15 protein-coding genes are annotated in these 15,675 nt (G+C 34.8%); 1 reads left to right on the forward strand and 14 read right to left on the reverse strand.

The features are described 5' to 3' along the window. The 4 genes from EHQ62_RS00355 to EHQ62_RS00370 form a co-directional block, all read right to left on the reverse strand. The coding region (locus EHQ62_RS00355; RefSeq protein WP_135640319.1) for a hypothetical protein at nucleotides 1-738 on the reverse strand (738 nt) is incomplete at its 3' end. Nucleotides 739-741: 3 nt separating this feature from the next. Beyond that, nucleotides 742-3,831 carry a type I restriction endonuclease subunit R gene (locus tag EHQ62_RS00360; protein ID WP_135640320.1) on the reverse strand — a complete coding sequence of 1,030 codons (3,090 nt, stop codon included), beginning with the start codon at nucleotides 3,829-3,831 and terminating at the stop codon, nucleotides 742-744. After that, nucleotides 3,828-5,129 (reverse strand): restriction endonuclease subunit S, encoded by a 1,302-nt coding sequence (locus EHQ62_RS00365; RefSeq protein ID WP_135640321.1) that lies wholly within the window; start codon nucleotides 5,127-5,129, stop codon nucleotides 3,828-3,830. Before EHQ62_RS00365 ends, EHQ62_RS00360 begins: the two co-directional genes overlap by 4 nt. Nucleotides 5,130-5,165: 36 nt before the next feature. Continuing rightward, the gene (locus EHQ62_RS00370; RefSeq protein ID WP_135640322.1) at nucleotides 5,166-6,725 is read right to left on the reverse strand and encodes a class I SAM-dependent DNA methyltransferase; all 1,560 of its coding nucleotides are present in this window, start codon (nucleotides 6,723-6,725) and stop codon (nucleotides 5,166-5,168) included. Nucleotides 6,726-6,930: 205 nt separating this feature from the next. Here EHQ62_RS00370 and EHQ62_RS00375 point away from each other — a divergent pair, with 205 nt between their 5' ends. After that, the gene (locus EHQ62_RS00375; protein ID WP_135640323.1) at nucleotides 6,931-7,758 is read left to right on the forward strand and encodes a hypothetical protein; all 828 of its coding nucleotides are present in this window, start codon (nucleotides 6,931-6,933) and stop codon (nucleotides 7,756-7,758) included. Nucleotides 7,759-7,848: 90 nt separating this feature from the next. Here the strand turns inward: EHQ62_RS00375 and EHQ62_RS00380 are convergent, their stop codons facing one another. From EHQ62_RS00380 to EHQ62_RS18630, 10 genes are all read right to left on the reverse strand, one after another. Further along, nucleotides 7,849-8,550, reverse strand: coding sequence for a hypothetical protein (locus EHQ62_RS00380; protein ID WP_135640324.1), 702 nt, complete (start codon nucleotides 8,548-8,550; stop codon nucleotides 7,849-7,851). A 403-nt stretch (nucleotides 8,551-8,953) separates the two neighbouring features. Beyond that, a complete protein-coding gene (locus tag EHQ62_RS00385; RefSeq protein WP_135640325.1) occupies nucleotides 8,954-9,373 on the reverse strand; it encodes a hypothetical protein in 420 nt (139 codons plus the stop codon). A 101-nt stretch (nucleotides 9,374-9,474) separates the two neighbouring features. Beyond that, complete coding sequence (locus EHQ62_RS00390; RefSeq protein ID WP_135640326.1) at nucleotides 9,475-9,993, reverse strand: hypothetical protein; 519 nt, start codon at nucleotides 9,991-9,993, stop codon at nucleotides 9,475-9,477. A 516-nt stretch (nucleotides 9,994-10,509) separates the two neighbouring features. After that, on the reverse strand, nucleotides 10,510-11,376 hold the full coding sequence (locus tag EHQ62_RS00395) for a hypothetical protein (RefSeq protein WP_135640327.1): 867 nt from the start codon (nucleotides 11,374-11,376) through the stop codon (nucleotides 10,510-10,512). 34 nt (nucleotides 11,377-11,410) lie between these two features. Next, nucleotides 11,411-12,649 (reverse strand): PD-(D/E)XK nuclease family protein, encoded by a 1,239-nt coding sequence (locus tag EHQ62_RS00400; RefSeq protein WP_135640328.1) that lies wholly within the window; start codon nucleotides 12,647-12,649, stop codon nucleotides 11,411-11,413. Nucleotides 12,650-12,700: 51 nt separating this feature from the next. Then, nucleotides 12,701-13,102 (reverse strand): hypothetical protein, encoded by a 402-nt coding sequence (locus tag EHQ62_RS00405; protein ID WP_135640329.1) that lies wholly within the window; start codon nucleotides 13,100-13,102, stop codon nucleotides 12,701-12,703. A gap of 940 nt (nucleotides 13,103-14,042) precedes the next feature. Then, nucleotides 14,043-14,321, reverse strand: a complete 279-nt coding sequence (locus EHQ62_RS00410) for a hypothetical protein (protein WP_135640330.1) — start codon at nucleotides 14,319-14,321, stop codon at nucleotides 14,043-14,045. 102 nt (nucleotides 14,322-14,423) lie between these two features. Continuing rightward, entirely contained in the window at nucleotides 14,424-14,894 is a 471-nt protein-coding gene (locus EHQ62_RS00415; RefSeq protein WP_135640331.1) for a hypothetical protein, read from the reverse strand. Then, the gene (locus tag EHQ62_RS18800; RefSeq protein WP_135640332.1) at nucleotides 14,869-15,138 is read right to left on the reverse strand and encodes an HNH endonuclease; all 270 of its coding nucleotides are present in this window, start codon (nucleotides 15,136-15,138) and stop codon (nucleotides 14,869-14,871) included. The genes EHQ62_RS00415 and EHQ62_RS18800 overlap by 26 nt, the downstream gene beginning before the upstream one ends. Beyond that, nucleotides 15,125-15,675: hypothetical protein (locus EHQ62_RS18630; protein ID WP_135640333.1), on the reverse strand; the 551-nt coding region annotated here is incomplete at its 5' end. The genes EHQ62_RS18630 and EHQ62_RS18800, both read right to left, overlap by 14 nt.

Here is a 15,675-nt window from a genome sequence, read left to right on the forward strand (position 1 = left end):
AATTTTATCATTTGGTTTCTTCCTGACCAATATTATACAACTCTCGATATTTGTATTTGCTAGGAAACCTCTTGGGGCGACGAAAATTCCATGGATATACAATCCATGCGATCTGAGTATTTTTTCATTTTTATTTTTATTTGAGAAAAAGCGATTGGAAGTTAATAAAATGCCAGTTCCATTTTCTGAAAGTAGTTTACATGAACGGAAAGCAAGTATGCTTGAAAAATCGGTGGTTTCTAATTCTGGGTCTAAGTCAGTTTTGATTCCTATTGGTAAAATGGATGTAATTAAGTTATAGCTATTCTTCTCTGTTTTTAAATACTCGATGCTATTTCCAGTTATAATTTCGAATTGATCCCTATTAATTAACTTTGAAATTTGATCGATCTCATTCTTGTTATTCGAAATTGCAGTCGTTTTTTCGAAATTAAGAAAAATTGATGGCGAGATCGGAGTTAAGTTAGGTTCTAAATGATTATTGCTATTTTCTTTCCTTGATAATTGAAAGAAAAACTCCATCAGATAAAGGGAAGGTATTATGAAATGGTTTTTCTCAAATAATTCTGTTATTTTAGGATCTCTGATAACCAAATTAACATAATCAAGTCCTTTGAACTTATCTATGATTTTTAAATAAGGAAGCAATCGTTCATGACGAGTGAATTTAGGATTGAATTTTTGGATGTTTTTCATACTTTCAAGTAATAGATTTTCCAAATCATCGTTTCCTTTCATACTTTACGCTACTGCTTCCGCTACCCAATCCCCATATAGTTCTTCCGCTTGCTCCAAAACTAGGGCAGTTGCTTTCGCTTGCATGTCAGGTGGGTATCCATATTTCTTTAGAATTTTCTTTATGTTCACACGAATCAATGCTTTGACTTGTTCTCTCTCTGACCAATTGATCTTAAGGTTACTTTTGAGAGTCTTAACTAGCTCTTTAGCGATGATTTTGATATCATCATTTTTCATCTCTCGGACAGCAGATTCATTTTCTAATAGAGCATCATAGAAAGCGACCTCGTCATCGGATAGTCCTAGGTCTGCGCCCCTTTTAGATTCTTCTCTCATTTTCTTTGCGAGTTCGATTAGGTGTTCTATTACTTGTGCAGTTTCAATAGCTCTGTTTTGGTATTTTTTGAGTGATGTCTCTAGCATCTCTAAAAATGTGCGGGTCTTAACAATATTTCGTTTGCCACTCATTTTATTTACTTCTTCTTTTAAAAGCTTTTGGAGTAGTTCCACCGCTAGGTTTTTTTGAGGCATATCTTGGACTTCTGCCAGAAACTCATCAGTCAGAATGGAAATATCAGGTTTGTTGAGTCCAACCGCAGAAAAGATATCTATGACTTCATTCGAGGATACTGCACCTGCAATCAATTGCCTAATCGCATAGTCTATGTCTTCAGGTGACTTTTTTTTCTCTTCACCTGACTTTTTAGTTAATGCGGATCTTACCGTTTGAAAGAAGGCAACTTCATCTCTGATTTCATTTGTTTTATCGTGCGGTACTGACAATGCGAAGGCTTGAGTAAGTTCTGTCACCATTTTCTGCAATTTAGATTTTCCATCTTCCTGAGAAAGGATATGTTCTAACGCCAATGGGAGGAGGTTCAATCGGTCTTTTGGTGATCCTGTGAGCCAAATGCTATAATCAAATCCATGAAATAAACCTTTCACGATTTCGTATTTTTCCAACATAACGGCAACTGCTTCTGCTTGATCTATGGCTGTAGATCCTTTCCCGCCTGACTGAGTGTAGAGGGCAAGAGCAGATTTTAGACTATCTGCAATTCCAATATAGTCGACAACAAGTCCACCAGCTTTATCCTTGAAGACTCGGTTTACTCTGGCAATTGCTTGCATGAGTCCGTGTCCGTTCATTGGTTTATCGATGTAGATTGTATTTAAACTAGGTGCATCGAATCCTGTGAGCCACATATCACGAACGATCACTATTTTGAATGATGATTTTGGGTTTTTAAAAATTTCTGCTAAATCCTTTCTTCGTTTCCCATTGCGGATATGCTTCTGCCATTCGGGAGGGTCTGTCGCTGAACCTGTCATAATGACTTTGATCACACCTTTGTTGTCATCATCACTTTCCCATTCAGGGTGGAGTTTAATGATTTCATTATAAAGATCTATTGCAATTCGCCTCGACATGGTGACGATCATCGCTTTCCCTTCCATGACATTTAATCGCAACTGCCAATGTTTTGAAAAATCGTTTGCAATGAGTTTCAGTCGATTCTTAGCACCAACTAACGCCTCAATCGCTCCCCATTTTGATTTGAGTTTCTGTTTGTCTCTTTCTTCTTCATCTTCCGTGATGGATTCAAATGTAGGATCAATATTTGGTTTTTCAGATTCTTTTAATTCTAGCTTAGCAAGTCGGCTTTCGTAAAAGATAGGAACTGTCGCTTTATCTAATACAGCTCTTTGGATGTCATAAATACTTATGTACTCTCCAAAGACAGCTCTTGTATTTTTATCACTCAGTTCGATCGGAGTTCCCGTAAATCCAATAAAGGAAGCATGAGGGAGTCCGTCACGCATATGCCGAGCAAATCCATCTATGAAATCATATTGGCTACGATGAGCTTCATCAGCCATGACAATAATGTTTCTTCTTTCGGAAAGGAGAGGGTAGGTATCATACTTTTCCTCTGGAAAAAACTTTTGCACCGTTGTAAAGACCACTCCACCAGATGCTACGGATAAGAGCTCTTTAAGATGATTTCTGTCGTTTGCTTGAATGGGTGTTTGGCGAAGTAGTTCCTTGCAATTTGAGAAGGTTCCAAACAGTTGATTATCTAGGTCTTGTCTATCCGTAATGATTACAATTGTTGGATTTTGCATCTCTGGTTCTAGGATTGCCCGTCCCGCAAAAAAGGTCATGGTTAAGGATTTTCCTGATCCTTGCGTATGCCATACAACACCGATTCTACGATCTCCCTTTGGCTTACTTGCTTCTATCGTTTGTTTAATTGCAGTGTTCACTGCATGGTATTGGTGGTAGCCTGCAATTTTCTTTATGTAGGAACCATTGTCTTCTTTCTCGAAGACCGTAAAGAATCGGATAAGATCCAGGAAGCGTTTCTTTTCGAAAACACCTTTGATCATTACTTCCAATTGAGTCATAGAATTCGATGCTAGTTTTTCTCCTTCGATCGTTCTCCAAACGGCAAATCTTTCTTTGTCTGCCGAAATCGAACCAATTCTAGCCTCTAATCCATCACTTATAATGAGAACTTCATTGAAGGTAAAGAGACCAGGGATTTGCTCTTTATAGGTCTGCAACTGGCTATATGCTGACCAAATCGTTGTAGTGTGGTCAGATGGATTTTTGAGTTCAATGACTCCAAGTGGAAGACCATTTACAAAGATGAGTAAATCTGGTCTTCGGTTATTTTGACCTTCGATAATTGTAAACTGACTGATAACATAAAACTGGTTGTTGTTTGGATTTTCAAAATCAATGAGTTTTACTTTCTCGGTAATAACTCGTTCTTTGCCCTTATAAGTTACGTCAATTCCTTCTGTGAGTAGTTTGTGGAACTCATGGTTGCAAGCTAACAAGGTTGGAAAAGAAATTCGAGTTACCTTTCTATATGCTTCTTCAATTCCATCAGAAGGAACCTTGGGATTCAACTTGGTAAGGCAATCTTTGAGGATAAATGGAAGGAATGACTCATTTATACTTTCCCTCTGGGCAGATGGTTCTTCTGGAAGGATGTCTTTTCCATGAAAATGGTCATAACCAAGTTCTTTGAAAAGATCAATTGCGATTTGTTCTACATCTGCTTCCGTAAGATTTGCTGTCATTTGGCAGGTTCCAATATTTTAGTGATTGCCTGATCTGATAGTTCGAGTTCTCCAGAGATAAGTTTGGGAAGAAGAGAGTCACGGATTAGAGATAGATTGCTAATTTCCTTTTTATTGCTTAAAATCTTTTCAAAAGTTTCATTTATTAGAGAATCAAAATTAGCCGTAATTTTCTTATTTGGAAGTAGGATTTTTATTTTCCCAAACTCACCTGTATTTAAATTCAATGTAGCGGAGCCTGCACTTGCTAATGCAATAAGCATTTCTTTACAGGTTTTCATATAGAAATAGATAAAAAATTTTAAATCATCCTCTATTGGAATAATACTATTTATTTGTTGATTAGTTTGGCTTGGCTCGGAAGTAATTGAAACTAAACCTACCGTCGCTATACAGCTAACACAAATTGAATTTCTTGGTAGAGTTTTGTTACTTTGACTCGAATAACCTTTTTCTGACAGTCTATCAGTTGTTTCAGTTATAAATACTTTTCCGTGCATGTCTGGAATTTTTATAAATAGTCGATTGCCCGAATAGTTCTCTTTTTCAGATTTTGGTGGTGTTTTTCCACAAATTATTTGTCCAACATCCCCCAGTTTCCCCACCTTCCATCCTTTCGGAATCTCGCCTAACTCCGAATCCTCAAACTCACTAGGAAACAAGTCTTCGATTTCTTTTGGCAAACTTGTAGGCAATCCTTCTGCTTTCTTTCGCACAGGGTCAAAGTCCACAAACCATGATTTGAATAAGGCTCGTGCCATCGCTTCTAGGGTTTCATTCATTTGGCGAAGGAGTTCTATTTTGTCGTCTAGAGTTCCTAGGATATGGGCTATGGCTTTTTGCGTGGGGAGGGGTGGGTAAGTAACAATGAGTTTTCTTAGTTCACTCTGTTTAATTCCAGTTACAGTAGTGCCTGATGATCTAGATATCAATTGATTTTGGAAGTTTTCAGTAATGAAAAAATACTTTAAAAATCTTTTTGTCATTTTATTCGGATTAGGTCGGATAGTGAAAACCCGTTGAGCAAGTGCAAACTTTCCATTGGGAATCTCTGCTACTTCTCCCAATGGTGCTTCCGAAGTTAAAATAACATCGCCTGGTTCAGGAATCCCTCTTCGCATCCAGTCATCATATTCGGTAGGGTCTATGAATTCTGTCGGTTCATCTAATCTTCCATCTTTTACTATTTTTGCAGTAATTAATGGTATTCCATATGATTTTTTGTTAGGTGTTTTTCCTCTGTAATCAATTATGCTGACACAATTTTCTAACAAATCATCGACCCATTTATTAATCATAGAGTTTCCCCTCAAATAAATTAAGCTGAATTCTTTTCATTCGAGGTATCCTAAGGATTTTAAATTCTTGAATATTTCTTTCGTTAGATTATCTGAATTCGATACTTGCTCTTTAAGTTTAGCTGTAAGACCTTTCATCTTTTCCTCAAAGTCGATCCCATCGTCTTCGATATCTTCCGCACCGACAAAGCGACCTGGAGTTAATACATAGCCATGTTCAACGATCTCTGCTAACTCAACTGACTTGCAAAATCCCTTAACATCGTCATATTTCTTTTTGCAGTCCTTATCTCCTCTCCAAGAATGATAAGTTTCTGAAATTTTCAGGAGATCCTCTTCTGTTAACTCTCTATGGACACGATCTACTAAAGTTCCCATCTTTCGAGCATCAATAAATAAAGTTTGCCCTTTTCGACTGCGGAACCTTGAATTTTCTTTACTTCTTGTTAAAAACCACAAACAAACAGGGATTTGGGTAGAATAAAAAAGCTGTCCTGGTAAAGCCACCATGCAGTCAACCAAGTCAGCATCGACGATTTGTTTTCGTATTTCTCCTTCACCAGAGGAATTAGATGACATAGAACCATTTGCCAAAACAAACCCTGCCATTCCGTTAGGCTTTAAGTGGTGGATGAAGTGTTGCACCCAAGCGTAGTTTGCATTGTTGGCAGGGGGAGTTCCATACATCCATCGTTTGTCATTTTGTAAAGAAGGCTGACCCCATTCCTTCATATTGAAAGGAGGATTCGCCATCACAAGATCAAACTTATCATGAGGGTGCTGGTCTTTTAAGAAGGAGTCTGCGGGTTCCTTTCCAAGATTGGCTTCAATTCCTCTAATGGCGAGGTTCATCATACAGAGTCGCCAAGTAGTAGGGTTTGACTCCTGACCATAGACAGCAATGTCACCGATCCTTCCTGCATGGTGTTCTAAGAATTTCTCTGACTGAACAAAGAACCCACCCGAACCACAAGCAGGGTCATATACCGACTGATTCTTAGTAGGTGCTAACATTTCTACTATGAGTCGCACTACACTGGCAGGTGTGTAGAATTGACCACCGAGTTTCCCCTCGGCAGAAGCAAATTTTGTTAGAAAATACTCGTAAACTCTACCGAGCACATCCTTGGAGCGATTTTCTTTATCTCCTAGTCCGATCGTTCCAACAAGGTCTACGAGTTCCCCCAACTTGGTTTTGTCGAGATCTGGACGTGCATAGTTTTTATTGAGAACACCCTTTAACTTGGGATTTTCTTTTTCTATGATGTCCATCGCATCATCTATGATTTTTCCAATCATAGGTTCTTTGGCTTTCTTCTGGATGTAGTCCCAACGAGCCTTTTCAGACACCCAGAATACATTCTTAGAGGTATACTCGTCTCGATCTTCTGGGTCTGAGCCATTCTTAACATCAGCTTTTAATTCAGCATGGAGGGACATGAAACTGTCAGAAATGTATTTGAGGAAAATTAAACCCAAAACGACATGTTTGTATTCGCCAGCGTCCATGTTATTTCGGAGTTTGTCCGCCATGGTGAAGAGCTTTTCTTCAAAACCGATATTTGCTGTAGTTGATGCTTTCTTTGGCTTTGCCATTTAGAGTCCTAAAAAGAATAAAAATAGTCGATTTTCCCACATTTCATCTGTCAGCTTGTTGAATTCAAGTAAAAACGATCAAAATTGATTAAATCAGCAGGGTGGGACAAAAAGAAGGATAAACTGAGAATTTCCGATTATTTTATTATTATAGATTCCAAATACAATTTGATATAAGAATTCTGAGCAGGAAATGGAATTACTGATGAAAGGAAAGTTCTACTTGGATACTAGTGTCGTAAGAGCTGACATAAATAGATTAATGGAGTTAAGCAAATCAACTTCAATTCATGTTTCGGCTTACAATATTGTAGAATTGCTTAGTCAATTGAGTGAAAAAACTTTTACCACGTTAGCACCAATCTTTCGGAAAATTGATCAATCCTATATAAAATTAGATTATAGATTACCAGAAGATATTATAGCAAAGAGTTATAATCTAAAATATCGATTTTCAAAGAAGAAACTGATTGGCTCATTTTTTAAAAAAGTAACTATTTCGAATTCATATCAAAGCTTTCTTGAGGGAATATCGAAAGTTGATTATCAATCTATGCTTCTCTATGATCGGCTATTCTATCCACCAAGCGATTCAATACAAAAGAATGAACTATTGGATATTAGAAAAGCATTTCAAAGAGAATATGGAATGAGTTATAAAAGCACTCTATTTAAAAAGGAGTTATTGTCAGAAGAATTTTTTCGAATATTTCTAAGAAGAATACGAAAATCGCTTCTTTTTTATATATTGGGAAGATTGACAAAAACAAATAAGTCGTTGGAGACGATTGAGGAAACGCTAAATTCTTACAACGGCAAAATCGACTGTTTCTTGCATGGGTTTTCTGACTACTTTGCAGTAAAATATAGCCAACAAAATTTTATAGGACGAAACGATTACTCTGACTTATTGCACCTGGTTTATTTAGGAAATTTAGATTCAAAAATTTCATTTATATATCGAGATGACTTATATAGAAAATTAAGATTTGAATTGTCCGAAAAAATGGTTCATGCTCAAGATGTTTTTTGATTTATCACGTAATCGAAAAACATGTTTAACCAGGTTTTCTTTCTTTTGAAGATTGTTCTTTGTTCATGAGGAGAAATCTACTTTCTTCGATTATCTTAAAGAATTTATTAATTTGGATTGAATGAATTGCGATATAGAATCGTCATAATAGCAGTAAAATATCTTTACGTTATTTGAGTAGCAGAGCTTCAGCTTTTTTCGATCCCTAGAGATTTGCCTTTTAAATCCTCTTCTTCCTCCAAAGTAATCAATCGGACGCACGTGCTGTTGCCCTTGGTATTCTATAGCATATTTTTTTCCATCTTGCTCAAAATAGAAATCGAGTTCAAGTCCACCGAGCCATTCGGGTCGATACCATCGTTTAATTCTTTTAGGTTCGATTACCTTTGTGAGTTCCTTATAAAGAGTATGTTCCTGAACATTCCCTTCACCAATTCGCTTGTATCCTAATTTCTCACGAAGTTGGTTTTCTGATTCCCTTAAGCATTCTTTGATTTTTACTCTAAGGAATAAGTAATAATAAAACTTGTTTTGTTCATAAGATTCAAGTTTAGGTGCCCAATAATCTTCATCTTTAACCTCAATGATATATTGTTCAATAAGTGGTTTTCTGTAATTTGTTTTGAATTTTGGAAGATTCTTTTTTAGAATACGGATGTATAAATCTAAATTTGAAACTACGAGATCTGAAAGTGGATATTGATCCTTAAAATAAAAAAGAAACACTCGGTAATTAATCGGATTTTTCTTTTTCGCAATTCGCCTCAAGTATGCTAAAGCATCTATGCTCAAGTTATTAATTCCGACCTTCCCATTATTCAGGATATAACGATAGAGATAAGACTCGAAGAGTCTGTTTGAAAAAAATTGTTTTAACGCATTGAACACGTAGTGGGTAAATTCTTCTCTTTGGGATAGTGGAAACTTTTTTAAATAAATTTTAAATAATTTGATTTGAATAAATTCTAGGCTGTCATTCCAGAATTTCAGTTCAGCAGTGTATATACCTGATCTACGATTAAGATCTATCTCGTATAGTTTTGATCTGAATTCTTCTTTCGTTTCACAAAGTAAAAGTTCTTTTTTGAAAGATGATTCAATGCTTTCTAATTTTGTTTTATCATTTATTGTTTCTATAGAATTATCCTCTCTTTTATTTAATACTTTTCCGACAAGAAATCGAAGCTTCCCGACCTTACTGTTCAGCAGGTTCCCTTCCTAAATCGTATTTCTTTTCAATGAAATCGGAGTATTCTTGAAGTTTATTTCTGAAAGAAGTGCAACCCAGTTCATAAAAATATACCATTGAGCTAAAACTAAATCCGTCATTCTTTCTTAAAGGATTTAGCTCTTCTGCAATCCTATCTTTATTCGCAAATTTCAGACTTTCAAAGAGTCTTTGCCATTCATCCAAAAGTTTTTTTACGAAAAGTTTAGTCTTAGGGATCAGGTCGTTTCCGTCGCCAATCTCTTGCATTAGATTGTATAGTTCCAGGAACTCAGGCTCCTCAATGTATATCATTCGTTTTGAGAACTCTGGTTTCGGATATTTATCTAATAGTTCCTTGATTTTGATATAGATAGTTCTTTGAGATTCGGTTAGGTCTTTCTTCAATAGTGGTCTCCTTTTAAATTCCTTTTATATTGTTATACGTGATAGGAGAGGAAGGCTAATAGAGAGTTTCAATTTGCCTTCCTCTCCGACAAAACACTTACTTATCTTCTTTCAAGTTCTAAGAATGAAAAAGACCAGCTTCGGCTTTTGAAATTTCTTTTAGAGATCACTCGGAAGTATTGCTTCTCGGAAAAAAGCCCCAATATTTCCCCGTCAAGTAGATGAAGTCTATCCCACCGAATACCGCCGTTATCACCTGCTTTGAAAACTATTACTGGATGAATTCTTTCTGGGCTGAACATTCTACCAAAGTATCCATTTATGCTTTTCGAAATATAGCTTTCGAATTGATTTGGATCGAGAATGTGAGCATTCGAATCTCTGAGCCGAGGCTTTTTCATTCCAAAATAGCTCTCACCTTGAATTTGTCCAAGAATGAGAGGTAACTTGCCTGCATATTCATCGCCAATTTTTCTACTTTCTCCGTCTTCATTGTGGACAATGAAGAGATATCGTTTGTTAGGGTCTTTTGAGATGTTGAATTTGCTTCGATGTCTATTGACAAAATCTCCAAATTCATTGTAAGTTCCAGTGTTGATTTTCTTTAAGACTGTTATCATAGTTTTTAAAACCTTCTATTCGTTTAATTTTAGGCAATAGCCGTTTCATTTTTTAAAATAGTATTTAGGCATGGCTTCGCCCATGCATGAATATCTACTTTTTTGATTTTGATATTTTATACTTCTGGTGAAGAATTCACCTGGTTAATAGAGGAAAATAAATTTAGCCTCCCTAAATTCGATGAATTGATCCAACAGAAATTTGATATCTTGGGATTTCATTTTGTTTTGAATTCCATAGCTATCAATTTTCCTTAGTGCACTTTAATCGTCTTACAAACATATAGTGGTCTCCTTGCCTCGAACTTTTCTTCAGTTTGAAAAGGGGGCAGGGATAATATCACGATCTCAGACTTTTTGTCAACTAAAAAAATATTCTTTATATCGATTTTGTGAGAAATAAGTTCTAAAATTTGTATCGAAAAATGTTACTTAATCTTGATTTTGAAATACTCAAAGATTAAAGGAAAGGATGATCAAGTAAGGTAGAGAAAGGAGAATGAAGCTAAATTAAATTCATATAGATAATCGTTTCAGATATTCCGTCTTTGTTTTTAGCCATTCAAAAATTTTGTTTGTATTGATGATAGTGACATTAGGTATAGTTTTCCCAAGTTTGTCGTCTGAAGTAATGTAAATGAGATTAGATTCATATGATTCCAAATTTTTCAATTTGTTTTTATTGTCTCCTAAGTGGGTCACTTGAATGAATACTGCTTCATTCTTCGTATTCATTGCATAGATATCAATATCCTTCATGGTTCTTCCTATTGGCATGAGTAAATGCTGAAGTTTCCAACCATTAATGCCCACTTCCCTAAGGTATTCAAAACTTACGACTTCTTGAAGGTCGGAGGTGAGATCAGTCCATTCTTTGATTTCATTCGAAATTCCATTCTTAACTACTTTGGTCAGCTTTCCCTGACAAGATCTCCAACGTACAAAAGTTCCTTGTCTTGGTCTGCGTACTTTTAGCATTAAAAGCTCGTTTGGTTTTATCTCTTGTACTATGGAGAATCTCAGAGTTTTAAGAAAGAGTTTACCTTTCGGGAAAATCTTTATATCCAAAGGTATATTTGGAATGAATTCTTCAATTTCGATTTTTGTTCCTGGTTCTACATAACCGATTATAGTTTTCTTTAGTTTACTATATTCAGCCCAAACATAACCTCCGTGAACGGAGATTTCCTTTAAATAACGAATCGAAGTTTTTGCCTGCGATGTTCCGTATTTAGATTCGTCTAGAAGTTCTTCTGGTGAATCAAATTTCGATTCAAAATGAACACCAAATTTTTTTTCATCTGCGATTCTTTTTATATCATCAGAATTCAGTTTGAGAACTTCTGTATGTCGAATAAAATATTCTTTTGGGTATTCTTCCATATTGTATTGCATCTTTTACATTATATGAACTAGGTCATTGATTTAATTTTAAGAATTTCCAGTAATACTCAAAAAAGTTAACTAGTTTTTCAATTGAAATAGGTTCATTCTTCGAATGCCAAAGATCGAATTTGTTATTTTTGAATTGATACGGTATCTGATTCTCTTGAAGAAATTCATTCAATTGAATTAAACTCGATTCGGTCTGAGGGAAACGAGTAAGAAGTGCTTGGGCAAAAACCCGTTTTCCAGAACGACTTATAGAAAAGAATTTTTTATCATCTGGTTGATTCCCGAAAGAAATGGAAACAGGATGACTAGGTGAATGTTTTATCTGAATATTATTAAAATTTTTCTGCACGAAATTCAGAAATTCTTTTGTTAAATCAAAAGATTCTTCTGTTAGCAGATACTTTTCTTTATCACAAAAGAAGTCAAAATCTTTATAAACGTTTGGAATCTTTTTGCCTGATACTTTTTCTTCTAATCTCGTTCTGAAGCCACTTTCGATGAAATTTATGAATGATCTGAGTAGATAGACCGTCTCTTGGTGAACGGGCTCAATATCACCAAGTTGAGAATCTCTAACTATATCTTTTAATATTTGAAGAATAGTGTTGCTTTGAGATTTGCTTTCACTCGAATCTTCCTTCCAGAAAAGAGGCAATTTTGGACAGTCTTTCTCTTCTTTATGGAATGTTTGGAAGATATTTTTTGTAACAGAAGAATCAGGAGAAATATAAATGTAAGAAACTAATTTTTTAATTTGCTCAATGGAGAGATTCAATTTGTCGTGGGAGTTAATAGTTTCTATAGTATTGTTATACTGATTTTTTAATTGTTCATCTTTAGCAGATCCAGTTTTGATTTTGTTTTCTATCAAGATGATCTGTTTTAATTCTCTTGTCTGATTGCCAGAAAGCATTTGTTTTGCCATTGATTCTATTTGCATTTTTTCCTTTTGGAAAATCAAAACTACGATATCAACAATCTCTTTCTTTGAGTTAGATTCACCTTTGAAGGCTTGTTCTAATAAAATCTCGACTTCAAAAGAGGAACCAGGAGTTAGATCAACTACTTCATCATTGTTTAGAAGACCTTCAGGGAAAGAGACATCCGATTCTAAGGAACTAAATTCCTGGAGAATTCTAGAAAGTAACACATCACCAAGTCCATGGTCAGCATATGGATCAAGTAGGTATCCGAGAAATGCTGAAACATTTGCTTCATTTATATTTCCATCACCACTTGCTAGTATTTTAAAAATATTCATAGAAAACCTCCTTGTTGCTTCTAAGTTTGAAATATATGCTATTACCGTAATTTACTCGGAATAAAGACCCAATGTTATCGAAAAATCTAGCGGTAATTTCTCATAATCAACAAGATCCAATAGAAAAGGTAGTTCGTTAGACAAAAAAGATAAATTTTCGTATGGTCGGAAATAACTCACCCGCATGGTATCTAGTAGATGAGCTAGTTTCTCACGGTTTAGATGAAGCCTCTTTCCATCCTTGTCGAAAATTTTTGGGAATCGAACTGTCCAACCTCGACCTTCGTCGTTATTTGCAAATATATAGTCAAAATAGTGAATGTTTTTTCGGTCTTGTATTTCATGACGTCTGTTCTCATGCCAAATCACTCCGACTTTAGGGATGATTGTGATGGGTTCATAGGAATTCCCATTGATTTGCAGGAAATAGGGGTGATCAATTATTTCTAGCATGTAAGCTCCTGTTAAAATTATTTAATATAATAAATAATATTAACAGGCTAGCGGGACAAAATACTTTAAACCAATAACAGAGTCTTTAAAACGAGGAAATAATTCTTTACCTGTAACTCATTATCTACCGTCAAAAACTGATCCAAAATTTAGACAGATGGATTCAGAAACAGAGTAAATTACTTTACTTTAAAAATGATTGACATAAATTAACTAAAGACATTAATGTTTATCGTAGTAGGCAGATGCTGTCAACCGACAAGAAGAAAGCACCCACCTACAAATCTCATACGCTAATTGAATAGGTTCTGGAAGATATATTCTAGAACTTGTTCTATTACGAATTCTCTAATTCGCATATACAAGAACCAAAGTATTCTCATTGCATATTCTCTCAAACGTCCATACACATGGGGGTTGGCGAAGTTCTTAGCACTTACCGAAGCTATTTTATATAATGTTTTAATAAACATGCAGTTTTTCTTTTCCGATAGATGTTCCTTTCAGAACTATAATTTAAGTATTATTACTAGGGGTAAGCCCTAGGTAATTCTACCTAATTTCGTTCGTATTTAAATTTGTCTCCAAGCTCAATAGTGACATAATCAACCTCCGAGCTTTACGTCATATTGAATCTGACTTTTTAGTGAATCAATAAATTTTTGCATTTGTATTGTGATGATTCCGTCACCACTACGATTTCTTCTATGGGGAGAATAATTAATTCGGTTTTAAAAATTTTTTATTACTCGTTTCACGGGTTAGGTGGGCTTTGCAGATGTCACAATAATTATCTGTTATGGTCTCTAAGTAATGTTTTAATTCTAATTGGTTATAGAATATGTTTTTAAGGTTTTTTCTAGAGTAGTCTGGCATTGAATCTAAACCACAATATGATTTTAGTTTACCATCCTCAATTAGATTGAATAGGTGGGACTCTCTATTTAATTTTAGTAAATGTATTTCCATTATCCATTATAAAGTAATTGTTATAATTTTTAATATGAGATAATTCTTCCTCGTTTTTCGCATAACCAATATCTATACGATCACATTTTTCAATTATAAATCTATTCTTATCCAGAAACTGTTCTATTAATTCAAAATCATTGATAATAAATTTACCATTAACTTGAGATTTGCTAGAAAGAATGATTTTCATAGTTCCCTTTCCGATAAAATTGCTGAAAGCTTCTTTTTTAAATTCCTCAAAATTCATATCATAAAAACCTAGAGTATATCTTACAAATTGGAGCTGTCAACTAATATCGGAGAGACATAAGGAGACATACCGCTCTTTATAGGAAGTTGGGTGGTTTTTTTAGTTTCTCCAATTGATTTTTTTGACCAAGTAAATGATAGGAATATCCCACTTATCTCGGTTAACTACAGTTCTACTTCGATTAAAATTTTCAATAAGTCTCGAAAGGGGTAACTGTTTCGGAATCTCTCTTGTTACATCCATTCTGATTCGCTCCAGCTTTAGGATCATCAATTGAATTCTTTCTTCCTTCGTTTCATTCACTATATCTAAATTGGCGGATGCCAATGTATTTATCTTTCGATTCCATTTTCCTTTCTCAGATTCTTTGAAGTAAATATTATTTTTGATTTTGAATTTGTCATAGGTCATTCTTTTCCTTTCTATTTTTTCAAAATTCTTCCTACATAATCTGTAGACAGCTTTGTTCCAAGAAATTGGATTATTATAGACTTTTTCCAGTTCATGGGTTAATACCCCGTTTTCCATATTTACGATGATTGATTTAATGATTTGATAATTGTAATTCATTCTCTAGAATTATTTTGCAAAGTTTTATTATTTCCTCTTTGGTTTTGAATCGTTTCAATTCCTTGAGAGACTTATCAATTAAGCATAAGTTCGTAAGTTCGTGTTTACCTCCTTTCGATAATGGAATTATATGCTCAATTTCTACGTTTTCGTATGTTAACTCTAAACCTGATATAAAACATCGAAAATTTTGGTCATTCAGTAGCTTTCTAATATGCCCCGCTCGTAATTTAAACTTTTCCATCGTCTTTTACCTCCGAAAAATTTGAATAAATAAGATAATAGAGTTTCACCTTCTTGATTTTGAATTTAACGACTTTTCGGTATCTTTCGTTTCTTTCAATTATATCAGCAATTCCATACTCCATCCATTTTCGCAGAATGAAGGTAATCTCTCTTTTGTTCATTCTTAATTCATGGGAAATAGAATCCGCATCATACCATTTCTGAGGTGAAATGTGAGTGTAGAGACTAAACGCTCTTTGATTGTATTCTATTTCATTTCGCATCCTTTCCTTTTGGTAGAAATTCATCCAATAGTAGTCATTGTGCAATATTGCTGATCGATATGATTTATTGTATTTTAGAATATCAGCTTCGTTATACTGGTTGATGAGTTTCTTATCTCTAAACCTGCCTCGTTCCTGGATTGTGAGGGGTTGATAAACGAAATCTGTTAGTCTACAAATGGATTTTGTTGGAGAATAGAGGAAATCACCAAAGCCAACAGTTTTAGAACCTCCCAAAGTTAGTAATTCCTTCAGTTCAGGCACAAACCTTA

The sequence above is a fragment of the Leptospira jelokensis genome (assembly GCF_004769635.1).
Taxonomy (GTDB): Bacteria; Spirochaetota; Leptospiria; order Leptospirales; family Leptospiraceae; genus Leptospira_A; species Leptospira_A jelokensis.

Bases quoted from the DNA above. Each gene is read 5' to 3' on its own strand.
- EHQ62_RS00360 (WP_135640320.1), bottom strand. From the start codon at position 3,831: ATGACAGCAAATCTTACGGAAGCAGATGTAGAACAAATCGCAATTGAT.
- EHQ62_RS00415 (WP_135640331.1), bottom strand. From the start codon at position 14,894: ATGAATTACAATTATCAAATCATTAAATCAATCATCGTAAATATGGAA.
- EHQ62_RS00365 (WP_135640321.1), bottom strand. From the start codon at position 5,129: ATGATTAATAAATGGGTCGATGATTTGTTAGAAAATTGTGTCAGCATA.
- EHQ62_RS00390 (WP_135640326.1), bottom strand. From the start codon at position 9,993: ATGATAACAGTCTTAAAGAAAATCAACACTGGAACTTACAATGAATTT.
- EHQ62_RS18800 (WP_135640332.1), bottom strand. From the start codon at position 15,138: ATGGAAAAGTTTAAATTACGAGCGGGGCATATTAGAAAGCTACTGAAT.
- EHQ62_RS00395 (WP_135640327.1), bottom strand. From the start codon at position 11,376: ATGGAAGAATACCCAAAAGAATATTTTATTCGACATACAGAAGTTCTC.
- EHQ62_RS00370 (WP_135640322.1), bottom strand. From the start codon at position 6,725: ATGGCAAAGCCAAAGAAAGCATCAACTACAGCAAATATCGGTTTTGAA.
- EHQ62_RS00410 (WP_135640330.1), bottom strand. From the start codon at position 14,321: ATGAATTTTGAGGAATTTAAAAAAGAAGCTTTCAGCAATTTTATCGGA.
- EHQ62_RS00405 (WP_135640329.1), bottom strand. From the start codon at position 13,102: ATGCTAGAAATAATTGATCACCCCTATTTCCTGCAAATCAATGGGAAT.
- EHQ62_RS00375 (WP_135640323.1), top strand. From the start codon at position 6,931: ATGAAAGGAAAGTTCTACTTGGATACTAGTGTCGTAAGAGCTGACATA.
- EHQ62_RS00400 (WP_135640328.1), bottom strand. From the start codon at position 12,649: ATGAATATTTTTAAAATACTAGCAAGTGGTGATGGAAATATAAATGAA.